The sequence below is a fragment of the Pseudomonas sp. GW456-12-1-14-TSB6 genome (genome assembly GCF_059424205.1).
Genome location: NZ_JBWKZE010000009.1, coordinates 199,463 through 221,127, shown reverse-complemented (window position 1 = coordinate 221,127; position 21,665 = coordinate 199,463). Strand labels below are relative to the sequence as shown.

Genomic DNA, 21,665 nt, shown 5'->3' with positions numbered 1-21,665 from the left:
CTCATGAAGAACCAGAGCGAATACCAACCGAATCTAAGATTGCAGGGTTCCCCTGCAACATAGAATCTCCCACATTTGGATCTCCAACAAATCACACAGCGGTGATTCGCCGGCTTACTTCATCTCGACGATGACTTCTTCATTCCACTTCTGCGGCAGGGCCTTGGAGGTTTTTTCCCAGGCATCGGCGTCCTTGATCGGCGTGACCTTTTTGTACTGCTCGTTCGGCAGCAGCTTGGCCTTCACGTCTTCCGGCAGTTGCAGGTGCTCGGCGCGGATCGGGCGAGCGTTGCCGCGGGCGAGGTTGGTCTGGCCGGCGTCGCTGAAGATGTATTCGCGAGTCAGCTTGGCGGCGTTCGGGTTCTTCGCGTATTTGTTGATGATTGTGGTGTAGCCGGAAATCACCGAGCCATCGGACGGGATCAGCACCACGTAGTCATCCGGGTTGGCCATCTTGGCCTTGTAGCTCAGACCGTTGAAGTCCCAGACCACGCCGACTTCAATCTCGCCTTTTTCCATGGTGGCGATGGTCGGGTTGGCCATCGACAGGCGCCCCTGCTTGGCGATGTCCGCGAACAGCAGCAGGGCCGGCTGGATGTTCTTCTCGTCGCCGCCGTTGGCCAGTGCAGCGGCGAGTACGCCGTTGGCAGCTTGCGCGGCAGTGCTCACGTCACCGATGGAAACCTTGTATTTGCCGCCCTTGAGGTCAGCCCATTTGGTCGGCACTTCGGAGCCGTGCAGCAGCTTCTTGTTGACGATGAAGGCGATGGTGCCGGTGTAGGCCAGTGCCCAGTTGCCGTCCTTGTCCTTGGCCCAGTCCGGCACTTGATCCCAGGTGCTCGGCTTGTACGGTTGCACCACGCCTTGCTTGACCGCGATCGGGCCGAAGGCCGCGCCGACGTCGCCGATGTCGGCGGTGGCGTTGTCTTTCTCGGCAGCGAACTTGGCGATTTCCTGGGCCGAGCTCATGTCGGTGTCGATGTGTTTCAGGCCGTATTTCCTGGCCAGGTCTTCCCAGGTGCCTTTCCAGTTGGCCCAGTCATCGGGCATGCCGACACTGTTGACGGCGCCTTCCGCTTTCGCAGCGGCTTCGAGGGTTTTCAGATCGTCAGCCGCCATGGCGGCGGTGCACATGGCAATGGTCGAGCCTAACAGTGATGCCAGGAAAAACTGTTTCATTCCAAAGCTCCTTGGGTCGTGTTCAACGCTGCGATTGCGGTTTGTGTTGGTCTAGGTCAGCAATACCTGAGCCAATTTAAGGGGACTCGATGACACTTTGATGTCGGCGATGGCTCACCCAGCCTTTTCTATCTCCGGTATCGGCGAGTGCCCGGTAAGCGTAGACCACCCGCCAAGTCCCGGTGGGCAAGGGACTTGGCCGATGTATTGCAAGTTGTCAGGGCGACCGTTCGGTAGTTTTGTCATCTCTCGGTCATCTGCACTGCCTAGGCTTGCAAAACGACCGGACGGCACGATTGCTGTGCGGTTTTGCCCCGAAACAGTGCTGGTCTAGTCCAGATAGGTAACGTTGATGCGCGATGAGGCAACAAAAGCGGTGACAGCGATTGGCCAGATCCTTCAGGAGCAACTCGACCATGGGTTGCTGGCGGCGGGGAGCAAGTTGCCGGCCGAGCGCAAGCTCAGTGAGCTGTTCGGCACGACGCGAATTACGGTACGCGAAGCCTTGTTGCAGCTGGAGGCGCAAGGGCAGATTTATCGCGAGGAGCGGCGTGGCTGGTTCGTGTCGCCACCGCGTCTGGCTTACAACCTGATGCAGCGCAGTCACTTTCACGCGATGGTCAGTGCGCAGGGGCGGGTGCCGTCGACCGAGGTGATTTCGGCGCGGTTGCAGCCGGCTTCAGCGGCGGTCTGTGCGTGGTTGCAGTTGCCGGCGTTGTCGAGCGTGATCCAGATTTGCCGGTCGCGGCGGATCGATGGGCGGCTGGTGTTGTATGTGGAGCATTATCTGAATCCGCAGTTTTTTCCGGGGATTCTGGAGTTTGATCTGAATCAGTCGATTACCGAGCTGTATGCGCGGCATTACGATTTGCACTATGGGCGGGTGCGGTTCGAGATTGTGCCTACGTCTTTATCGGTCGATGCGGCGGCGGCGTTGCGGGTTTCGGTGGGGAGTCCGGGGTTGAGGATTGCTCGGGTTAATTATGATCAGTTTGGGCGGTTGATTGATTGTGATCTGGAGTTTTGGCGGCATGATGCGATTCACGTTGGGGTTGATGTTGTTTGACCTTGGCGGCCGCTGGGCCGACCAGGTTTTGGGTTGACTGTGTACATATCCGTTTCTTCGGGTGCTGCCGCTGACGGTTTCGCCCTTACGGCGAGTCACTTTGGCAAACGCCCCAAAGTAACCAAAACGCTGGGCCCCGGCGTTCGGCCCCTCGCTTTGGCTCGGGGTTCCTTCGTTCCGGGATTGATCCGGGGGCATCGCCTACGGTTTGCTTCGCTGCACCTCCTCTCGATGCATGCGGCTTCGCCGCACGGTCGCTGCGCTCCCACCCCCGGATAAATCCCTCCACTCAGCCTTCCGATGGGGCCAAAAGATCAAAAGCTTTACTCGAGCTAACGCTCATCGTGGTGAGTGGTGGGAGTTGGCTTGCCAGCGATGGTGGCCTGAAGTCGGTCAGATTCTTCGGGTCTATTCTTGAGTTTGGCCGCCACCGCCTGCGGTGATCACTTGCACATTCATCCTTGGCGTCGCCAGGTCCAGGCCGGCTTCATCCAGATGTCGTTTGAGCGACAAATTGAACGCCCGTGAAACTTCCCACTGTTTGATCGGTGCTGTCTTGAATCTTGCTCGCAATATCGCGTTGCCGGATTCAAAGCTTTCCACGCCCTGAAATTCCAGGGGTGACCAGATGTTGCGCCGCTGCAGCGGGTCGGTGCGCATTTTCTGGCCGACGTCGCGCATCAGTTTGATCGCTTCGTCGATGCTCATGTTGAACGGCACGGCCACGCGGAAGATCGCGTAGCCGAATTCGCGGGAGTAGTTTTTGATGCTTTTGATTTCGCTGAACGGGATGGTGTGGACGATGCCGTCGATGTCCCGCAGGCGTACGGTGCGGATGGTCAGGCCTTCGACGGTGCCCAGGTGCCCGCCGACGTCGACGTAGTCGTCGATGGCCAGGGAGTCTTCGATGATGATGAACAGGCCGGTGATGAGGTCGGCCACGAGCGACTGGGCGCCGAAGCCGATGGCCAGGCCGATCACGCCGGCACCGGCCAGCAGGGGCGTGACGTTCATGCCCATGTTTGCCAGGGCGACGATCAGGGCGATGATGAAGATCGCCACGAACAGCACGTTGCGGATCAGCGGCATCATGGTTTGTGCGCGGGCGTTGGCCAGGCCTTTGCGTGAGCGGGTGAGGGCGTGGTGCACGGCGGTGTCGCTGAGGATCCAGATCAGCCAGGCGAAGATCAGCGTGCCGATCAGGCTGAACAGTTTGACGCTGACGTCGTGGCCTTCGCCTTCGGTGAAGCCGATCAGTGACATGCCCCAGACCCGCAGGCCGAGTTCGATGAAGGCCAGCCACACCAGCAAATGGGCGAGGGTGTAGAAGAAGCTTTTCAGGCGTTCGGAATACAGCGCGTGGCGTTTCGGGCCGCGTTGGGGTTTGAGGGCGTGGCGGCGGACGAGGCCGTTGATGACCATGCACAACACCAGCAGCACGGTGCAGATCAGCGACTGGCGCAGGGCGGTGCTGGTGTCGCCGGCGGAGACGAAGGTGGCGAACAGCGAAATGCCCACCAGCACCAGCGCCGGGACGTACCAGAAGGTGCCGAGGATTTCGATGGTGTCGCTGAGGGCGCGGCGGGTCAGGCGGCGGGACAATGGCTGGTTGCGGATCAGGTGGGCGATCGGCCGGCGGAAACGCAGGATGAACAGACCGGTCGACAGCGCCGCGAGGACGTTGGCGACGGTGGCGGCGGTGTGGGCCAGGTGTACGCCGAGGCCGGCTATCAGTCGCGGATCGCTCAGGGCTTCCCCGAACGCGGCGAAGCTGCCGATCAGCCACAGCGGGCGGAAGGCCTGGTGGCGCAGGATGTACAGCGCCCGGTGGCGGTGCGGGCCGTCGAGTACGGAAAAGGCAATCACGCAGATGGCCGAGAAGCAGGTGCCGACCACCAGCGCATAGGCCAACACCATCGCCAGGCTTTTGCCCAGCGACGATGGCAGCGCGTAACTCATGTACACGGTGATGACCAGGGCGATCATCCACGGCCCGAGCTTGCGCAGGGCGAAGCGCAGCATGTCGAGGGCTCGGGGATGTTGCGGCAGTTCTTCGGTCAGACCGAAGCGCATGCGTACCCGATGACCAAGCCAGATCAGCGCGGCGGCGAGCAGGCTCCAGACCGCGAGGATCACGGCGAAGGCGAAGATGATCGGCAGCCATTCGCTGGCCGGCAGCATCAGGCCTTTGAGCTCGTCCTTGGCCATGTCGAATTCGGCGGACCAGCGATTGAGTGGGCTGTCGGCACCGGAGAACTGTTTTTCGAAAGTGGCGAGGGTGCCGCCGATCAGTCCCAGCACCCCTTCTTCCGGGGTGGCCTGGGCTTTTTTCGTGGCGTCGCGCAGTTTTTTCAGGTCGGTCAGCAACTGGGCACGTTGCTTGTCGTTTTCCAGCGACTTGATGACTTCGTCCAGGGACTGGCCGAGCGGTTCCTGAGCTTCGGGCTGAGCCTTGCCGGCGCCCGTGAGCAATCCCGGCAGACCGGCGGCGTCGGCAGGCGCCGGCGACACCAGGATCATCAGGCAAACGAGAAACAGGCAGGGCAGGGCAAAAAGACGAGCAAACACTAGGCGGTCAACCTCGCAAGGGGCGGATCGGGCGAGTGTACGAGCCCGCCAGATTCAATGCGAGCCGGGCGCGGATTTATTCGTTGAGTTTGGCGAGGATCTTGTAGACCACGGTGGCCAGGATCATCAGCATGCCGATCCACATGGCGAACACACCGGCGTTCTTGTCACGGAAGTTGAAACCGATGGCCAGCAGAATCATTCCGCCGAGGATGGGAATGAGCATGGAGTGAAACGCAGACATCGAGATCATGGCGACAGCCTTGTCGAAGGGGATTATTCAAGTCTAGGTGGGTTTTCGATGGACGGTGCTGATGTGTATCAGAAATGAGCCGGTTCTAAAGGCCGGGGATCGCAGCTCGACGCTGCGATCCCGGCTGTTTCCTATGGCAGTTCGCGACTGGCGTAGAACGCGCTCAGCACTTTGACCAGGTGAGCCAGGTCGTGGCTGCCGCACAGTTCGCGGATCGAGTGCATGGCGAACGTTGGCAGGCCGATGTCGACGGTGCGCACGCCCAGGTGGCTGGCGGTGATCGGGCCGATGGTCGAGCCGCAGCCCATGTCGCTGCGCACCACGAAGCTTTGCACCGGCACTTCTTCGGCCATGCACAGATGGCGGAAGAACCCGGCGGTTTCGCTGTTGGTGGCGTAGCGCTGGTTGCTGTTGACCTTGATCACCGGGCCGGCGTTGAGTTTCGGGCCGTGGTTGGCGTCGTGCTTGTCGGCGTAGTTCGGGTGTACGCCGTGGGCGTTGTCGGCCGAGACCAGCAGGGATTTCTGGATGGTGCGTACGAACTCTTCACCTTCCGGCAGCAGGCGGCGCAGGGTCTGTTCCAGCATCGGGCCATCAGCGCCACACGCCGAGCAGGAGCCGACTTCTTCGTGGTCGTTGCACACCAGCACGCAGGTTTCTTCGGTGTCGGCGGTCAGCAGGGCTTGCAGGCCGGCGTAACACGACAGCAGGTTGTCCAGGCGCGCGCCGGCGATGAAGTCGCCATGCAGGCCGATGACCGCAGCGCTTTGGGTGTCGTAGAAACTCAGTTCGTAATCCAGCACCACGTCAGCATTCAGGCCGTGCTCGCGGGCCAGTTGATCGGTCAGCACCGCGCGGAAGTCCACACGCTCGTCACCGGCGAACTGCGCGAGAATCGGCGGCAGTTCGGTCTGGGCATTGATCGCCCAGCCCTGATTGGCTTCACGGTTGAGGTGGATCGCGAGGTTGGGAAGGATCGCGATCGGGGCCTTGAAGTCGATCAGCTGGCTTTCAACCTTGCCGTCGCGGCGGAAGGTGACGCGGCCGGCCAGTGACAGGTCGCGGTCGAACCACGGCGCCAGCAGCGCGCCGCCGTAGACTTCGACGCCGAGCTGCCAGAAGCCCTGGCGCTGCAATTCAGGTTGTGGCTTGACCCGCAGGCACGGGCTGTCGGTGTGGGCTCCGACCAGACGGATGCCGTCGTGCAGCGGCGAGTTGCGGCCCATCTTGATCGCGACAATCGAGGAATCGTTACGGGTGACGTAGTAACGACCATTGGCTTCGGTGTGCCAGGTTTCGCGCTCGTCGAGGCGCACATAACCGGCGGCCTCAAGGCGTTGAACAAGGCTGGCGGTGGCGTGGAACGGGGTAGGGGAGGCCTTGAGGAAGTCGATCAGGCCTTGGTTCAACTCTTCGCGCATAAGAAGCTCCAGACAGCAATGGGCGGGAGTTTAACGCATCGGCCTGATGCTTGGGACATGACATGTGCCGCTCGCGTCAACGAGCGGCGGCCACGCGTTTTTTCAGGTAGTTCATGATCGCTTTTTCGTCTTCAGGCTTGTCCGGGCGAGGCAACTGTTTTGGCCAGCGACTCTGTTCCAGAAGCTTTTTCTGACGGCTCTCGTCCCAGCGCAGAATCTCCCGCGAGGCGCATTCCCACCACTCATGACGACAGGCGCTGTAGTACGGGTGATCCGGCGCGGCGCTGCCGTACAACAGATCCCGACCCACCTTGCGCATGGCGCCGCTCTGGTTGCGCAGCTTCCACTTGATCTTCAGACGCTGCCAGGCGGACGGAAAGGGTTTGACGCGCGGCACATCGGCACACAGGTCCACCAGTCGCTGGCTGAATTTCTCGCCGTGCTGGGCGAAGAAAAACGCCTGCATCGCGTGGAAGAAACGTTTTTCCGCGAAGTAGTGGTAGATGTGTTTGCGCGCTTCCACCACCGGCCGTTCGCGCATCGCGTAGGACAGGGCGATCTGCTCGATGGTGTGAATCTCGAATCCGCCGGCCGTCCACTCGTCGATCAGCCTGATCGACTCTTCGAACAATGCCGAGTCGCGGTCGGTGATACCGCACAGGCCGCTGTTGTAGAGCTTGAAACCGTTCTGTGGGGAAACACCGTGGACACTGAGGTCGCGAGCGAGCTTCAGGTAGTCCGGCCGTTCGAAGACGTCTTTCCAGTCGTATTCGAAGCGATCCATCACCGACCGATTTGCATCGATGTATTGGAACAGGCTGTTCGGGTGGCTGGTGAACAGTGTGTCGGTGTCGACGAACAGGGTTTTCTCGGCCAGTTGCAAACCGGCGGCAATCGCGCAGGCCTTGCGCCGGTGGTGGTAACCGTTCTGTCCTTGCCAGCGGGTCAGGGTCGCTTCGTCGAGCAGTACGGTGTCGACTGGCCAGCCTTCGTAGTCTTGCGGCCGGTCGGTGAGAATCCTGATCGCCGGGCGTTTGCCGTTCTTGGCCTGGGACAGGACGGTCAGGATGCTGAACTTGGCTTCGCGCCGGTAGACATCCTGATTGCCGTAAATCAGGTAGAGCAGTTGATGACGGGTCTTCTTGACGGGTGTTGCAAGGGAATCAGTACAACTCATCCGGAACAAAATCCTATAAATCGGGCAGCTGTCGGTCCAACAGTGCTTAAAACGGTGCCGGGCATTCGAAGCGCAAGCGTTCGCCGGACTGTGGATGGGTGAAGCTGAGCATGCTCGCGTGCAGGCACAGGCGTGGCCAGGCCGCCAGGGCTTGCTCGTGGGCATAGAGACCGTCACCGAGCAACGGATGACCGATCGACAGCATGTGCACCCGCAACTGGTGCGAACGACCAGTGATTGGTGTCAGTTCGACGCGGCACCAGTCGCCGCAGCGCTCCAGCACACGCCAGAAGGTCAGGGCGTGCTTGCCGTGTTCGTGATCGACCACGTGGCGCGGTTTGGTCGGCGGGTCGTAGCGCAACGGCAGATCGATGCTGCCGCTGTCCAGTTCCGGCTGACCCCAGCAGAGCGCAGTGTAGGCTTTCTCTGTTTCACGATCGTGAAACTGGCGCGACAGTTCGCGGTGGGTGTCGGCGTCGCGGGCCAGCAGAATGATCCCCGAGGTTTCCCAGTCCAGGCGATGGACGATGCGTGCTTCCGGGTAGCCGTTTTCCTGCAGACGGGTGATCAGACAGTCCTTGTTGTCATCGGCCCGGCCGGGGACGGAGAGCAACAGGGTCGGTTTGTTCACCACCAGAACGGCGGCGTCCTGATGAATGATTTGGACGTTGGACAACGGCATTAAAACAGCCTCGTAACAAATGCCAACGGCGGCTCAGGGCCCCTCCGGTGTCGGAAGGGCCCTGAGCCGCCGTCGTTCCTGCCGGATCGACTCAGCGGTCTGGCAGGGTGATGTTGAGTTCCAGAATCGAGCAGCTGCCCTGGCTCTCCAGTGCCACATGCACGTCGTCGTTGCCGATGTTGACGTACTTGCGGATCACTTCCACCAGTTCCTTCTGCAAGGAGGGCAGGTAGTCCGGGGTGCTGCGCTGGCCGCGTTCATGCGCCACGATGATCTGTAGACGCTCTTTCGCGACCGAGGCGGTACTTGGCTTTTTGTTGGCACGAAAGAAGTCAAAAAGGTTCATTACCTACCTCCAAACAGACGCTCGAAGAATCCCTTCTTCTCGACATTCAGGAACCGGTGTTCTTTTTCCTTGCCCAGCAGGCGATCAACAGTATCGCTGTAGGCCTGGCCGGCGTCGCTTTGATCATCGAGGATCACAGGTACGCCCTGGTTGGAGGCCTTGAGTACGGCCTGGGATTCCGGGATGACGCCCAGCAGGCGTACGGCGAGGATTTCCTTGACGTCTTCGACGCCGAGCATTTCGCCTTTTTCGACGCGCTCCGGGTGATAGCGGGTGATCAGCAGGTGTTCCTGGATCGGCTCTTCGCCGCGTTCGGCGCGACGGGACTTGCTGGCCAGCAGGCCGAGCATGCGGTCCGAGTCACGTACCGAGGAGACTTCCGGGTTGGTCACGACGATCGCTTCGTCAGCGAAGTACATGGCCAGGTGCGCGCCTTTCTCGATACCCGCCGGGGAGTCGCAGACGACGAAGTCGAATTGTTCCTTGAGCTCCATCAGGACTTTTTCCACGCCTTCGACGGTCAGCGCGTCTTTGTCGCGGGTCTGGCTGGCGGCCAGTACATAGAGGTTTTCCAGGCGTTTGTCTTTGATCAGGGCCTGTTGCAGGTTGGCTTCGCCGTTCACGACGTTGACGAAGTCATACACCACGCGGCGCTCGCAACCCATGATCAGGTCGAGGTTACGCAAGCCCACGTCGAAGTCGACGATCACTGTTTTGTGGCCGCGCAGAGCGAGGCCGGTACCGATAGCGGCGCTGGTGGTGGTCTTACCCACACCACCCTTGCCGGATGTAACCACGAGAATCTTGGCCAAGGTGTTTCACCCCTAAGGAAGAAGGACTGTTCAGCCCCTGAAAAACATCTCTAGAAAACTACTGCAGTCGGACAGCCTTGGCTGGAATCCGGCTTTTGGCCTTTTTCCTACTTCGTTTGAGCCGTTTTCGCTACGTTTTAGAGATGCTTGGAAAATGCGGCAGTATCCGTTAAAGCCGAATGATGTTCAACACGTCGCCCGACAGGCTGACCTGTACGCCCGAACCCCACATCGGATCGCGACGCAGGTCTTCGGAAACCTTGTAATGGCCTGCGATGGAGATCAGTTCAGCGCTCAATTGCTGACAGAAAATCCGCGCCTTGGTGTCGCCCTTGACCCCGGCCAGCGCACGACCGCGCATCGGGCCGTATACATGGATGTTGCCATCGGCGAGAAGTTCCGCCCCCGGGCTGACCGAGGAAACCACCACCAGATCGCCACCTTGCGCATATATCTGTTGGCCACCACGTACTGGCGTGGTGATGACGCGGGTCGGTTTGACGGCCGGCTCCGACGGCTTTTCCGGCTTTTTCGGGGCGACGGGTTCGGCTGCTTCCAGCGGTCGTTCGCGGGCGCCGGACGGCGGCAGCACCGGGATGTCGATGGCGATGGCGGCAGCGATGTCTTCGATGCGGCTGGCGCGGATCGCCAGGGTGCGCAGGCCGTGCTGACGGCACACGCGCATCAGGCCCGGCAGATCGACGGCGCCTTCGCTTGGCGGCAGTTTGTCCAGCGCCAGAACCAGCGGCGCGTTGCTGAAGAAATTCGGTGCCTGGGCGACTTTGGCGGCCAATTGCCGATCGAGGCTGTCCAGGTCGTTGCGGGACAGCTCCAGCACTGTAATGGCAAGCATGCTGCCCTTCAGCTGGAACACGGGATCTTGGTCTTTCGGTTCGGTTTGGCTCATGTCGGCATACAACGGCTTGTCACTAAAAGTGCCGAGACTTATAACGAGAACGCCCGCAGGCCGCAAGCCGGGTCGAACGATGTAGAATGCGCGGCCACTGTATTTACGGAAGCTTTAATGGATCGCCCGCGTTTTCGAAAAGCATTTCTTGCCCCACGCTTCTGGCCGCTCTGGTGCGGCCTCGGGCTGTTGTGGCTGATCGTGCAGCTGCCGTATCCGGCATTGCTGGCCATCGGTCGTTTTCTCGGTGCCCTGATGTATCGCTTCGCCGGCGACCGACGGCGCATCGCCAAGCGCAATCTGGAACTGTGTTTCCCGGAAAAGTCCGCCGCCGAGCGCAAGCGTCTGCTCAAGGAAAACTTCGCCTCCACCGGCATCGCTTTTTTTGAGATGGCGATGAGCTGGTGGTGGTCGCGTCAGCGTCTGGCGAAACTGGCCCACGTCGAAGGCCTGGAGCATTTGCAAAAGGCCCAGCGCGAAGGCAAGGGCGTGATTCTGATGGCGGTGCATTTCACCACCCTGGAAATCGGCGCGGCGCTGCTCGGCCAGCAGCACACCATCGACGGCATGTACCGCGAACACAAGAACCCGCTGTTCGACTTCGTCCAGCGTCAGGGCCGCGAGCGGCACAATCTTGATTCGCTGGCGGTGGAGCGTGACGACGTGCGCGGCATGCTCAAGCTGCTGCGCGCAGGCCGGGCAATCTGGTACGCACCGGATCAGGACTACGGCGCCAAGCAAAGCATCTTCGTGCCGCTATTCGGCATTCAGGCCGCAACGGTCACCGCCACCAGCAAGTTCGCCCGGCTGGGCAAGGCGCTGGTGGTGCCGTTCACCCAGGAGCGTCTGGCGGACGGCAGCGGTTATCGTCTGGTGATTCATCCGCCGCTGGAAGGTTTCCCGGGCGAGACCGAAGAAGAAGATTGCATCCGCATCAATCAGTGGGTCGAAGGCGTGTTGCGGGAGTGCCCCGAGCAATACCTGTGGGCACACCGGCGTTTCAAGAGCCGGCCACCGGGCGAGCCGAAGCTGTACGCCAAACGCGGTTGATTCGACCCATTTCCATAAGCACCACGGAGCGTTGCGATGAGCCCAGCTGAACCGGTCACAGGTTTGATTCTTTCCGGCGGCGGGGCTCGGGCGGCGTATCAGGTGGGGGTGCTGGCGGCGATTGCCGAATTGTTGCCGCTGGGGGCGGACAATCCGTTTCCGGTGATTGTCGGCACGTCGGCCGGGGCGATCAACGCGGTCAGTCTGGCCAGCGGTGCGACGGATTTTCGCGCTGCCATCGAACGCCTGACCCTGTTCTGGCAAGGCTTTCGCAGCCATCGGGTGTTGCGCAGCGACTGGCCGGGGGTGATCCGTCAGGCCAGTCGTTTCGTCAGTCACAGCCTGCTGGGCATGGGCCGGCAGCTGCCGGTAGCGCTGCTCGACAGCTCGCCGCTGCGTCATCTTCTCAACGAAAAACTGCACCTGCCCGGCATCGCCGAGTCCATCGCGCGCAAGCAATTGCACGCGGTGGCAGTGACGGCGTTCGGCTACGAGTCCGGGCAAGCCGTGACCTTCTATCAGGGCGGCGGGACCATCGATTCCTGGTTGCGTCATCGGCGCATCGGTGTGCCGACGCAGTTATCGGTGGAGCACTTGCTGGCCAGTTCGGCGATCCCGCTGTTGTTCGCGCCAGTGAAGATCGGCGATGAATATTTCGGCGATGGCGCGGTGCGGCAATCGGCACCGATCAGTCCGGCGCTGCACCTGGGCGCGAGCCGGGTGCTGGTGGTGGGCGTCAGCGGCAACCCGCGCGGTTTCGATCCGGCGCAACCGCTGGAGCGTGCTTACACCGGGCAGCAACCGACGCTGGCGCAGATCGGCGGGCACATGCTCAACAGCACCTTCATTGATAGCCTGGAAAGCGACATCGAGTTGCTTCAGCGTCTCAACCAGTTCAGCCGTCTGATGCCTGAAGGCACGCCGACGCGCGCGTTGGGTGTGGCGCCGGTGGACGTTCTGGTGATTTCACCCAGCCAGCCGATCGATGAAATTGCGGCGCGGCATCGCCAGGAATTGCCCGCGGCGTTGCGTCTGTTTCTGCGTGGGCCGGGGGCGACCAAAACGAGCGGGGCAGGGGTGTTGAGTTACTTGCTGTTCGAGGCGGGGTATTGCAGCGAATTGATCGATCTGGGCAGGCGCGATGCCTTGGCCAAGCGCGATGAGCTGTGCCGGTTTCTCGGGATTGGCGAGTCGCTGGTTCCGGCCTGAGTTTTGTTGTGCAGCAATCGCTGGCAAGCCAGCTCCCACAGGGATTTGTGTCGTGCACAGAGCCAATGTGAGAGCGAGCCTGCTCGCGAAGGCGCCCGTGAGGACGCCGCCGGATCAGAAGTGGAACTTCACCAGGAAGCTCGTGGTGCTCTGATCGGTCTTGAAATACTGGCTGTCCTTGATCCCGTACTTGTCCGACCAGTAGTCGTACTCGACACCCACATACAACTGCTTCTCGCCAATGTTCAGCGCCTTGCCCAGGTCGTATTTGACCTGTGGGTTGAAGTGCAGGTTGGCGTGGTAATCGCCTTTGGAGTTGGAGTCGTTGTCGACCACCCAGTCCATGAAGCCGTCAATCAGGATGTTCGAGTCGCCGACCGGAATCGTGTAGGACCAGACCGGGGTGATCTGCCAGACGTTGTCACCGGCGCGGGAGCCTTCGGTGTGGCGCTGGTAGAAGTTCAGCTGGAAGTAGTCGAAGCCCGGGATCGCCAGGTCAAAGCCTGGACCGATCAGGTATGACTCGGTATCACCTTCACCGAATTCGTAGGTCATGGCCAGCAGTACGTCGGTGACCGGACCGAAAGCCAGTTTCTGATCGAAGATCTTGCCGAACGACAGACGCGGGCTGATTTCGCCGTAGTAGGTGTTCGAACCCACACCGCCGTCATCCTTGCCGTTGTAGAAGATCTTGTCGACGAACACGAAGTTGTCGCCGTACTTCCAGGCATCGGCGTGCTCGAAGGTGACGGTCTGCTGAATGCGCGGGTTGACCTGGAAGTCCTTGCCATAGAGGTAGGTCAGACTGTTGTTCTGCCATTGCAGCAGGCCGTCGGCCATGGCCTGACCCCCTGCCAGCAGCGATCCCGCAAGCATCAGGCTGGTGCACATACGTTTCATTCGGTTGCTCCCAAAGTAGGTGTTCCACGTTTATTTTTTTGAGTCGGCGCTCTGGTGTGGCGCCTTTTTTCATTGCTGCAAAAGTCATCCATCCGGTCAGCTTTCATGCTGTTAGCAAGAGCTGAGCCAAGGCTTTTCGAAAAGCAAAAAAAAGCCCGTCGGCTGCTGAAAAACAGTCGATTGAGCGTGTTTTCGGGATGCCTCGGTACTGACCGAAGCCTGGATAAGCTGGCTTTTCGGTCAGGAATTAAATTCGGGCTTTTTTTTAGACCGAATTCAGGAGGCCGCGGAGAATACTGACTCAACGGCCAGGCCTCAAGTGCCCCGCAACAGAGCACCGACGACAGGTAGGGGGCACGGTTGCGGGCCATCTTAGAAGTGCACCTTGACCAGCAGGCTGGCGGTGTTCTGGTTGGTGTCGAAACTGTGGGTGCTTTCGACGCCGTATTTGTTTTTCCAGTAGCTGTATTCGGTGCCGACGTACACCTGCTTTTCACCCCAGCCGAGGGCTTTGCCCAGGTCGTATTTGATCTGCGGGTTGATGTGCAGGTTGGCGTGATAGGTGCCGCGCGAGTTCTGATCGTTGTCGACCACCCAGTCCAGATAGCCGTCGATCAACAGGTCGGAATTGCCCACGGGAATGCTGTAGGACCAGCCGGGGGTGATCTGCCAGACGCCGTCGCCGGGGCGCGGGCCTTCGGTCTGGCGGCGGTAGAAGTTCAGGGTGAAATAGTTGAAGCCCGGCACCTTGAGGTCGAAGCCGGGGCCGATCAGGTAGGCCTCGCTGTCGCCTTCGCCGTACTCGTAGGTCATGGCCAGCAGTACGTCTTTTATCGGGCCGAACTCCAGCTTCCTGTCGAAGATCTTGCCGAACGACAGGCGCGGGCTGAATTCGCCGTAGAACGCATGGGGCCCTTTGTTGCGGTCTTCCTGGCCGTTGTAGAAAATCTTGTCGATGAACAGGAAGTTGTCGCCGTACTTCCACTTGTCAGCGTGCTCGAACGTCACCGTCTGCTGGATTGACGGGTTGATCGCGAAATTCTTGCCGTACAGGTAGCTCAGGCTGTTGGTCTGCCATAGCAGTAAATCGCCGGCCATGGCTTGCGAGGCGGCCAGCAGGCCGCCGCCCAACAACACGCTGGTTTGAGTCCGGATCATCTGTTGCTCCCTCTTGTTTTTATTGTTTGAGGCAAAGCTGTCGCGAGGGGGCAGGCTTGGGCGAGCCCCCTTTTTTACTCTTCGGATCAGTGCGGGTGTGCGTGGCAGTCGTTGATCGCGGCGCGTTCGGCGCCACCGAGGATGTTGAACAACAGGTTCAGCGTCAGCGCGCTGAGGGTGGCCATGGCGATCCCGCTGTGGGTGATCGGGCTCATCCACAGTGGCAGGTGAGCGAAGAATTCCGGACGCACCACCGGGATCAGCCCCATGCCGATGCTCACCGCCACCAGCAATTGGTTGCGACGGTCGCCGATATCGGCTTCCTGCAGAATCTTGATGCCGGTGGCCGCGACCATGCCGAACATCGCAATCGCCGCGCCACCCAGCACCGCCGGTGGAATCGATGCCACCAGAAACGCCGCTTTTGGCAGCAGGCTCAGGACGATCAGCAGACCGCCGGCGACGATGGTCACCGAACGGCAGCGCACGCCGGTCATCTGCACCAGGCCGATGTTCTGCGCGAAGGAGGAGTGGGTGAAGGTGTTGAAGAAACCGGCGAAGAACGACGCACCGGCATCACACAGCAGGCCGCGACGCAGCATGCGCGGGCAGACTTCCTGACCGGTGATCTTGCCCAGCGCGAGGAACATCCCGGTGGACTCGACGAAGATGATCACCACCACCAGACACATCGACAGAATCGGTGCCAGTTCGAACTTCGGCATGCCGAAATGCAGCGGGGTGACGAACTGAACCCACGGCGCGTTGGCCATGCCGCTCAGGTCGACCATGCCGATGGCGCCGCAGAGCACGTAGCCCAGGCACATGCCGATCAGCACGGAAATGTTGACCCAGAAACCGCGCATGAAGCGGTGGATCAACAGAATGGTGGCCAGCACCAGTGCGGCGATGGCCAGGTAAATCGGTGAACCGAATTGCGCAGCGGCGGCGCCGCCACCGGCCCAGTTCACGGCCACGGGAAACAGCGACAGACCGATCGAGGTGATGACCGTGCCGGTCACCAGCGGAGGGAAGAAGCGTACGACCCTGGACATGAATGGCGCGATGAGCATGCCGAAGAACCCGGCGGCGATGGTCGCGCCGAAGATTCCCTGCAGACCGATGCCGGGCATGCCGGCCATGGCGACCATGCTACCGACGGCGGCGAAACTGGCGCCCATCATCACCGGCATGCGGATGCCCATCGGGCCGATCCCCAGGGACTGCACAATGGTGGCGATGCCGGCGACCAGCAGGTCGGCGTTGATCAGGAAGGCGATTTCTTCACGACTCAGGCCAGCGGCCTGTCCGATGATCAGCGGTACCGCGATGGCGCCGCCGTACATCAGCAGTACATGTTGCAAACCGACCAGGATCAGTTGCAAAAGGGGCAAACGCTGAATGGCGGGTGCGTCGGGGATGCGCGCTTTGGACAGCTCGGACATGCAACACCTCGGATCTTTTTTATTCTTGTGATTGAACAGCTGCCGGGTTGCTCACAGCTGTTTCTTTGCATCAGGTAAACCGCGTGGCGGCTAATCGCTGGCAAGCCAGCTCCCGCACAGGCAGTGCAAAACCCTGTGGGAGCTGGCTTGCCAGCGATGCTTTTACTGCTTAGTTGGTCTGGGCTCCCTGGGCGATCCATGCACCGATCAGGTCACGTTCCTGCTGGGTCATCTGCGTGATGTTGCCCAGTGGCATGATCTGCGTGGTGATGGCTTGCGCCTGGATCCGCGCCGCGTTCTGGCGGATCTGCTCGGGGGTGTCGAACATCACACCGGCCGGTGCAGCGCTGAACAGCGGGCTGGTCGGTTTGGCCGAGTGGCAGACCGCGCAGCGTTCCTGGATCACCGTGTGCACCTTGTCGAACGCAGGGCCGGCGTTGGACGCCTGAGCGGGAGCGGCGGCAGGTGCAGCAGGGGCGGCCGGTTGCGCAGCTTCAGCCGGTTTCGCGCCACCACCCAAAGCCGTTTCCGGCAGCGGCTGGTACTCGATTTTCGCAGGGGCCTTGGCCACGTCCGGCGCGGTCGACATCGGCGCCGGGCCGGTGACGTACGCCAGACTGATCATGCCCACCGCTGCAACCGGCAGGGTCCAGGCAAACTTGTGGCTGTCGTGACGGGTGTTGAAGTAGTGACGCACCAACACCGCCAACACCGCAATCCCGGCCAGGATCAGCCAGTTGTACTGGCTGCCGTAGGTGCTCGGGAAGTGGTTGCTGATCATGATGAACAGCACCGGCAGGGTGAAGTAGTTGTTGTGACGCGAACGCAGCAGGCCTTTGGCCGGCAGGGCCGGATCCGGCGTGCGGTTCTCGGCGATCGCGGCGACCAGGGCGCGCTGCGCCGGCATGATGATGCGGAACACGTTGCCGACCATGATGGTGCCGATGATCGCGCCGACGTGCAGGTACGCACCACGACCGCTGAACACCTTGCTGAAGCCATACGCCGCGCCGATGATCAGCACGAACAGGATGAAGCCGAGCAAGGCAGGTTTTTTGCCCAGAGGCGAATCGCAGAGGAAGTCGTAGATGAACCAGCCGGCGATCAGCGAACCGATGCCGATGGCCACGCCTTCAGGGCCGGTCAGGCCGCTGCCGGGTGCCACGAGGTAGAGCACGGGGTTGGAGTAGAACACCACGCACAGCAGCGCGATCCCCGACATCCAGGTGAAGTAGGCTTCCCATTTGAACCAGTGCAGGTTCTCCGGCATCGACGGAGGGGCCAGTTTGTATTTTTCCAGGTGATAGATACCGCCGCCGTGGATCGCCCACAGATCACCGGCCAGACCGGTTTTCGGATTGACGCGGTTGAGGTTGTTCTCCAGCCAGACGAAGTAGAACGACGCGCCGATCCAGGCCACGCCAGTGATCATGTGAACCCAGCGCACGCTCAGGTTCAGCCATTCCAACAGATGTGCTTCCACAGTCTTTACCTCTCGCCCGTCACTCTTGTTGTCGAGTGATCGGACCTTCTCTTATTGGTGGGGGGCGAGGATCAAACGCTCATCCTCTTTGAAAAAATGCTCATCGCAGTTGTTGCCTGTGCCACTGCGATCAACCACCAGGAAGTCATCCCGCTTTTCGATCGTCAGCACCGGGTGGTGCCAGACGCCGCGATGGTAATTGATGCCCTGCCTGCCGTTGGTGACGAAGGCGCGGACCAAGCCTGATACAGGTACATCGCCAAGTGGCGCGACCACGATCAGAAAGGGGTTGCCGAGCAGCGGAATGAAAGCCTGGCTGCCCAGCGGATGGCGTTCCAGCATGCTGACGGTCAGCGGCATCTCCTGCGCGTCGGCGCGGAAGATGCTGATGATCGCGTTGTCCTCAGGCGTCGCGGTTTCGACCGTCGCCAGTTTGTGGAAGCGCATGGTCGAACCGTTGTTGATCATGAAGTGATCGCTGCCGTCGGTTTCGATCACGTCACCGAAAGGGGCGAAGGCTTCTTTGGTCAGCGGTTCAATCGTCAGTGTGCGCATGCTGTTCTTCTTTTCGTTGAGTGATCGTTCCCACGCTCCGCGTGGGAATGCAGCCCGTGACGCTCCGCGTCACATCCAAAGCGGACGCAGAGCGTCCAGTGATGCATTCCCACGCAGAGCGTGGGAACGATCATTGCGGTGTTATTTAGCGACCTTGCCGAGAACGCGCAGGCGGCTCACACCACCATCCGGGAACACGTTCAGACGGATGTGGGTGATCGGGCCCAGTGCCTTGATCTGCTCGACGAAGGTGTGTTCGGCGTGCATTTCCAGCTTCTGGCTTGGCAGCAGTTCACGCCAGAACAGCGACTGGGTTTCGATCTGGCTGTCGGTGCCGCCCTTGACGAACGCGCCCTGGATCGAGCAGGTGTCCGGGTAGTTGCCCTTGAAGTGCAGGGTGTCGACGATGATTTTTTCGATCTCGCCCGGGTGGCCCAGCGCGACGATCACCCAGTCATTGCCTGGCGTACGACGACGTGCGGTTTCCCAGCCGTCGCCCATGTTGATGCCACGGCCCGGGTTGAGGATGTTGCTCATGCGGCCGAAGTGTTCGTCGGAGCAGGCGAGGGCGCGGCCACCGTTGAGGGCTGCGGCGAGGTCGACTTGCTCGTTGTCACCAACAGCGGACCAGTCGCGGAACGGAATGCCGTACACGCGCAGACGGGCCACGCCGCCATCCGGGTAGATGTTGAAGCGCAGGTGGCTGAACGCCTTGTCGTTGCTGATTTCGTGGTAGTGGTGGCTGTTGCCTTGCAGTTCGACGGCCGACAGCACTTCAGTCCACTGGGTGTTTTCGTCCGGCTCGCCCGACGCCAGGAAGCAGGCTTCCAGCGAGGCCGATGGCGGGAAGTTGCCGGTGAAGAATGAAGTGTCGATGTCCACGCCTTTGATCGAGCCCGGTACGCCCAGGCGGATCACCGCGCTGTCGTAGCCTTCGAAGCGCTTGCGGCGCGACTCCCAGCCGTCCATCCACTTGCCGTTGTCATCGAACACGCCCTCCTTCCACACGGCCGGGGTCGGCTGAAACAGACGATTGGCGTCTGCGAACCAGTCATCGGTGACCGAGATGATTTTGGTGCCCAGGCGGGCATCGGCCAGGTTGACGAACTTCTCGAAAGGTACGGCGTAAGCTTTCATTCTTCTTGTCTGCCTTTAAATAAGTGGCTTGGGATGCTTGCAGGGCCCTGGGAAACACAAGCGTTCTAGAGGTTTCTCGGGCCAGGCTCGCTAGAGAGTCAGTAATCGGAACAGGGCGATCTTGTTGATCTCCGCCAGCGCGCATTTGAACTCGGTGTCGACCGGGTTGTGAATGCGCGTTTCGAACGCCGCGAGGATCTGATGCCGGTTGCTGCCTTTTACCGCCATGATGAAGGGAAACTTGAACTTGGCTTTGTAGGCGTCGTTCAGCTCGGTGAAGCGCTGGAACTCTTCGGCCGTGCATTGGTGAATACCGGCGCCAGCCTGTTCATGGGTGCTGGCTTCGGTCAACTCGCCCTGGACGGCAGCTTTGCCGGCCAGGTCCGGGTGAGCGTTGATCAGTGCCAGCTGACTGGCGTGATCGGCGCTCAACAGGATGTCGCTCATGCGCTGGTGCAGGGTTTCGATCTGGTCGATCGACGCATCCTGGCCCAGGTCGAAGGCCTTCTCGGCCACCCATGGCGAATGTTCGTAGATGTCGGCGAAGGCTTTGACGAAGGCGTCGCGGCTCAGGGTCGACGGTTGCAGGGTTTGAAAGGTGCTCATTTGGCAGCCCCTTGGTACGGGTGGGTTTCGTGCCAGTGACGTGCGATGTCGACGCGGCGGCTGAACCACACCTGTTCATGACTTTTAGCGTATTCGATAAAGCGCTTGAGCGAAGCCAGACGCGCCGGACGGCCGATCAGACGGCAGTGCAGACCGATCGACAGCATCTTCGGCGCTTCGGCGCCTTCGGCATAAAGCACGTCGAACGCATCTTTGAGGTATTCGAAGAAATCGTCGCCCTTGTTGAAACCCTGGACCTGGGTGAAGCGCATGTCGTTGGTGTCCAGGGTGTACGGGATCACCAGGTGCGGCTTGCCGGTCGGGTTGTTCGGTTCCCAATAGGGCAGGTCGTCGTCGTAGGTGTCGCAGTCGTAGAGGAAACCGCCTTCTTCCATCACCAGACGGCGGGTGTTCGGGCCGGTGCGACCGGTGTACCAGCCCAGCGGGCGCTCGCCGGTAAGTTCGGTGAGGATGCGGATCGCTTCGAGCATGTGCTCGCGTTCCTGCGCCTCGTCCATGTACTGGTAGTCGATCCAGCGGTAGCCGTGGCTGCAGATCTCGTGACCGGCCTCGACCATCGCGCGGATCACGTCCGGGTGACGCTGGGCGGCCATGGCCACGGCGAAGATGGTCAGCGGAATGTCGAATTCCTTGAACAGTTTCAGGATCCGCCAGACGCCGGCGCGGCTGCCATACTCGTAAAGCGATTCCATGCTCATGTTGCGCGCGCCTTGCAGAGGCTGGGCCGCGACCATTTCCGAGAGGAAGGCTTCCGATTCTTTGTCGCCATGCAGGATGTTGCGCTCGCCACCTTCTTCGTAATTGAGTACGAAGGACAGGGCGATCCGGGCATTGCCCGGCCAGTGTGGGTGAGGAGGGTTACTGCCGTAACCGATCAGGTCGCGTGGGTAGTCAGCGCTCACTGCAGTCTTCCTTCTTATTCGTTGACAGATTGTGTGGCGCCTTGAAGATGGGATGGCAGCTGGCGTCACAGCGATGGGCTGATTGTATACAACTTTATTCTCAATTTGTAAGCCTGAATTTTCGCATTTTTCACCGGCCGTCCTCTTTTGCTGATAACGGTGAGAGCCTGCAAGAAATCTGCCTGATCAGTCAGCTAATGGATCAGAGGTTCAATGAATGCATGGTTCGAGGGCTGAGCAGCGGAAAATCGGCGGAGGCTGGGGGCGGGAGGAAAAATGTCGTTTTTATTGTGTACAATTTTTTTGAAAAGTGTCTTAATCAGTCGCTCGCCGCAGCTTTTCGTGCTCCGAAACGGTGCGGTCTCCTTTTCAACTGACTTCGGGAGGCGCGAGGTCTGACTGCTCCACGCAGGCAGGCGCGCAGAATCAATGGGACGTTTGACAACACACGTTTTGGACGCTGCACACGGTTGCCCGGGCAGCTCGATCAAGGTCGAGCTGTACCGCGTTGAAGGTTCGCACCTGGAATTGGTCGCCAGTGCGCTTACCAACAGCGATGGCCGGGTCGATGCGCCGCTGCTGCAAGGCGATGACTACCGTACCGGTGTCTATCAGGTTCAGTTCCACGCCGGCGATTACTACCGCGCCCGTGGCGTCCAGTTGCCGGAGCCGGCATTTCTGGACGTGGTGGTGCTGCGGTTCGGCATCTCTGCCGAACAGGATCACTACCACGTGCCGTTGCTGATCTCGCCTTACAGCTATTCCACCTATCGGGGCAGCTGACCCCC

General features: G+C 60.6%; 21 protein-coding genes. 4 read left to right on the top strand and 17 right to left on the bottom strand.

The window, feature by feature from the left end; genetic code table 11:
* Positions 1-114: 114 nt before the first annotated feature.
* Positions 115-1,179, bottom strand: a complete 1,065-nt coding sequence (locus tag AC07Y2_RS11310; RefSeq protein WP_039769868.1) for an ABC transporter substrate-binding protein — start codon at positions 1,177-1,179, stop codon at positions 115-117.
* 352 nt (positions 1,180-1,531) lie between these two features.
* On the opposite strand from AC07Y2_RS11310, the gene AC07Y2_RS11305 reads away from it, so the two are divergent.
* Positions 1,532-2,245 carry a UTRA domain-containing protein gene (locus AC07Y2_RS11305; RefSeq protein ID WP_011333178.1) on the top strand — a complete coding sequence of 238 codons (714 nt, stop codon included), beginning with the start codon at positions 1,532-1,534 and terminating at the stop codon, positions 2,243-2,245.
* Between the two features lie 408 nt (positions 2,246-2,653).
* Here AC07Y2_RS11305 and AC07Y2_RS11300 read toward each other — a convergent pair whose 3' ends face one another.
* The 8 genes from AC07Y2_RS11300 to minC all read right to left on the bottom strand — a co-directional run bounded on the left by AC07Y2_RS11300 (position 2,654) and on the right by minC (position 10,411).
* Complete coding sequence (locus AC07Y2_RS11300; RefSeq protein WP_039769872.1) at positions 2,654-4,813, bottom strand: mechanosensitive ion channel family protein; 2,160 nt, start codon at positions 4,811-4,813, stop codon at positions 2,654-2,656.
* A gap of 76 nt (positions 4,814-4,889) precedes the next feature.
* Positions 4,890-5,066 carry a hypothetical protein gene (locus AC07Y2_RS11295; protein ID WP_165369545.1) on the bottom strand — a complete coding sequence of 59 codons (177 nt, stop codon included), beginning with the start codon at positions 5,064-5,066 and terminating at the stop codon, positions 4,890-4,892.
* Positions 5,067-5,197: 131 nt separating this feature from the next.
* A complete protein-coding gene (locus AC07Y2_RS11290; protein ID WP_103387061.1) occupies positions 5,198-6,487 on the bottom strand; it encodes a M18 family aminopeptidase in 1,290 nt (429 codons plus the stop codon).
* A 76-nt stretch (positions 6,488-6,563) separates the two neighbouring features.
* A complete protein-coding gene (locus tag AC07Y2_RS11285) occupies positions 6,564-7,664 on the bottom strand; it encodes a hypothetical protein (protein ID WP_103387060.1) in 1,101 nt (366 codons plus the stop codon).
* 46 nt (positions 7,665-7,710) lie between these two features.
* The gene (locus tag AC07Y2_RS11280; protein ID WP_039769876.1) at positions 7,711-8,346 is read right to left on the bottom strand and encodes an RluA family pseudouridine synthase; all 636 of its coding nucleotides are present in this window, start codon (positions 8,344-8,346) and stop codon (positions 7,711-7,713) included.
* Between the two features lie 91 nt (positions 8,347-8,437).
* Entirely contained in the window at positions 8,438-8,692 is a 255-nt protein-coding gene (minE, locus tag AC07Y2_RS11275) for a cell division topological specificity factor MinE (RefSeq protein WP_007960071.1), read from the bottom strand.
* Complete coding sequence (minD, locus tag AC07Y2_RS11270) at positions 8,692-9,504, bottom strand: septum site-determining protein MinD (protein ID WP_039769880.1); 813 nt, start codon at positions 9,502-9,504, stop codon at positions 8,692-8,694. The genes minE and minD overlap by 1 nt, the downstream gene beginning before the upstream one ends.
* A gap of 169 nt (positions 9,505-9,673) precedes the next feature.
* Complete coding sequence (gene minC, locus AC07Y2_RS11265; RefSeq protein WP_039769884.1) at positions 9,674-10,411, bottom strand: septum site-determining protein MinC; 738 nt, start codon at positions 10,409-10,411, stop codon at positions 9,674-9,676.
* Positions 10,412-10,528: 117 nt separating this feature from the next.
* On the opposite strand from minC, the gene AC07Y2_RS11260 reads away from it, so the two are divergent.
* Together AC07Y2_RS11260 and AC07Y2_RS11255 are read left to right on the top strand one after the other, a co-directional pair.
* Positions 10,529-11,461: a lipid A biosynthesis lauroyl acyltransferase gene (locus AC07Y2_RS11260; RefSeq protein WP_007960061.1), complete on the top strand. Its 933-nt coding sequence runs from the start codon at positions 10,529-10,531 to the stop codon at positions 11,459-11,461.
* 36 nt (positions 11,462-11,497) lie between these two features.
* Positions 11,498-12,670 carry a patatin-like phospholipase family protein gene (locus tag AC07Y2_RS11255; RefSeq protein ID WP_103387059.1) on the top strand — a complete coding sequence of 391 codons (1,173 nt, stop codon included), beginning with the start codon at positions 11,498-11,500 and terminating at the stop codon, positions 12,668-12,670.
* Positions 12,671-12,784: 114 nt separating this feature from the next.
* Here AC07Y2_RS11255 and AC07Y2_RS11250 read toward each other — a convergent pair whose 3' ends face one another.
* The 8 genes from AC07Y2_RS11250 to puuE form a co-directional block, all read right to left on the bottom strand.
* Positions 12,785-13,570 carry an outer membrane protein OmpK gene (locus tag AC07Y2_RS11250; protein ID WP_103387058.1) on the bottom strand — a complete coding sequence of 262 codons (786 nt, stop codon included), beginning with the start codon at positions 13,568-13,570 and terminating at the stop codon, positions 12,785-12,787.
* A 372-nt stretch (positions 13,571-13,942) separates the two neighbouring features.
* Positions 13,943-14,728, bottom strand: a complete 786-nt coding sequence (locus AC07Y2_RS11245; RefSeq protein WP_103387057.1) for an outer membrane protein OmpK — start codon at positions 14,726-14,728, stop codon at positions 13,943-13,945.
* An 86-nt stretch (positions 14,729-14,814) separates the two neighbouring features.
* Positions 14,815-16,173 carry a nucleobase:cation symporter-2 family protein gene (locus tag AC07Y2_RS11240; protein WP_039769891.1) on the bottom strand — a complete coding sequence of 453 codons (1,359 nt, stop codon included), beginning with the start codon at positions 16,171-16,173 and terminating at the stop codon, positions 14,815-14,817.
* Positions 16,174-16,342: 169 nt separating this feature from the next.
* Positions 16,343-17,656 carry a urate hydroxylase PuuD gene (locus AC07Y2_RS11235; RefSeq protein ID WP_074687595.1) on the bottom strand — a complete coding sequence of 438 codons (1,314 nt, stop codon included), beginning with the start codon at positions 17,654-17,656 and terminating at the stop codon, positions 16,343-16,345.
* A 51-nt stretch (positions 17,657-17,707) separates the two neighbouring features.
* Positions 17,708-18,211: an ureidoglycolate lyase gene (locus AC07Y2_RS11230; RefSeq protein WP_103387056.1), complete on the bottom strand. Its 504-nt coding sequence runs from the start codon at positions 18,209-18,211 to the stop codon at positions 17,708-17,710.
* Positions 18,212-18,352: 141 nt separating this feature from the next.
* Positions 18,353-19,348 carry an allantoicase gene (gene alc, locus AC07Y2_RS11225; protein ID WP_007960036.1) on the bottom strand — a complete coding sequence of 332 codons (996 nt, stop codon included), beginning with the start codon at positions 19,346-19,348 and terminating at the stop codon, positions 18,353-18,355.
* 90 nt (positions 19,349-19,438) lie between these two features.
* Positions 19,439-19,954: a 2-oxo-4-hydroxy-4-carboxy-5-ureidoimidazoline decarboxylase gene (gene uraD / locus AC07Y2_RS11220; protein WP_064594598.1), complete on the bottom strand. Its 516-nt coding sequence runs from the start codon at positions 19,952-19,954 to the stop codon at positions 19,439-19,441.
* Positions 19,951-20,877, bottom strand: a complete 927-nt coding sequence (gene puuE / locus AC07Y2_RS11215) for an allantoinase PuuE (RefSeq protein ID WP_039769896.1) — start codon at positions 20,875-20,877, stop codon at positions 19,951-19,953. The genes uraD and puuE overlap by 4 nt, the downstream gene beginning before the upstream one ends.
* 429 nt (positions 20,878-21,306) lie before the next feature.
* On the opposite strand from puuE, the gene uraH reads away from it, so the two are divergent.
* The gene (gene uraH, locus AC07Y2_RS11210) at positions 21,307-21,660 is read left to right on the top strand and encodes a hydroxyisourate hydrolase (protein ID WP_011333195.1); all 354 of its coding nucleotides are present in this window, start codon (positions 21,307-21,309) and stop codon (positions 21,658-21,660) included.
* Positions 21,661-21,665: the final 5 nt, after the last annotated feature.

Excerpts from the sequence above, each read along its gene's own strand:
- AC07Y2_RS11310 (WP_039769868.1), bottom strand. The coding sequence starts at position 1,179 with ATGAAACAGTTTTTCCTGGCATCACTGTTAGGCTCGACCATTGCCATG.
- AC07Y2_RS11305 (WP_011333178.1), top strand. The coding sequence starts at position 1,532 with ATGCGCGATGAGGCAACAAAAGCGGTGACAGCGATTGGCCAGATCCTT.
- AC07Y2_RS11295 (WP_165369545.1), bottom strand. The coding sequence starts at position 5,066 with ATGATCTCGATGTCTGCGTTTCACTCCATGCTCATTCCCATCCTCGGC.
- AC07Y2_RS11290 (WP_103387061.1), bottom strand. The coding sequence starts at position 6,487 with ATGCGCGAAGAGTTGAACCAAGGCCTGATCGACTTCCTCAAGGCCTCC.
- AC07Y2_RS11285 (WP_103387060.1), bottom strand. The coding sequence starts at position 7,664 with ATGAGTTGTACTGATTCCCTTGCAACACCCGTCAAGAAGACCCGTCAT.
- AC07Y2_RS11280 (WP_039769876.1), bottom strand. The coding sequence starts at position 8,346 with ATGCCGTTGTCCAACGTCCAAATCATTCATCAGGACGCCGCCGTTCTG.
- minE (WP_007960071.1), bottom strand. The coding sequence starts at position 8,692 with ATGAACCTTTTTGACTTCTTTCGTGCCAACAAAAAGCCAAGTACCGCC.
- minC (WP_039769884.1), bottom strand. The coding sequence starts at position 10,411 with ATGAGCCAAACCGAACCGAAAGACCAAGATCCCGTGTTCCAGCTGAAG.
- AC07Y2_RS11260 (WP_007960061.1), top strand. The coding sequence starts at position 10,529 with ATGGATCGCCCGCGTTTTCGAAAAGCATTTCTTGCCCCACGCTTCTGG.
- AC07Y2_RS11255 (WP_103387059.1), top strand. The coding sequence starts at position 11,498 with ATGAGCCCAGCTGAACCGGTCACAGGTTTGATTCTTTCCGGCGGCGGG.
- AC07Y2_RS11250 (WP_103387058.1), bottom strand. The coding sequence starts at position 13,570 with ATGAAACGTATGTGCACCAGCCTGATGCTTGCGGGATCGCTGCTGGCA.
- AC07Y2_RS11245 (WP_103387057.1), bottom strand. The coding sequence starts at position 14,728 with ATGATCCGGACTCAAACCAGCGTGTTGTTGGGCGGCGGCCTGCTGGCC.
- AC07Y2_RS11240 (WP_039769891.1), bottom strand. The coding sequence starts at position 16,173 with ATGTCCGAGCTGTCCAAAGCGCGCATCCCCGACGCACCCGCCATTCAG.
- AC07Y2_RS11230 (WP_103387056.1), bottom strand. The coding sequence starts at position 18,211 with ATGCGCACACTGACGATTGAACCGCTGACCAAAGAAGCCTTCGCCCCT.
- alc (WP_007960036.1), bottom strand. The coding sequence starts at position 19,348 with ATGAAAGCTTACGCCGTACCTTTCGAGAAGTTCGTCAACCTGGCCGAT.
- uraD (WP_064594598.1), bottom strand. The coding sequence starts at position 19,954 with ATGAGCACCTTTCAAACCCTGCAACCGTCGACCCTGAGCCGCGACGCC.
- uraH (WP_011333195.1), top strand. The coding sequence starts at position 21,307 with ATGGGACGTTTGACAACACACGTTTTGGACGCTGCACACGGTTGCCCG.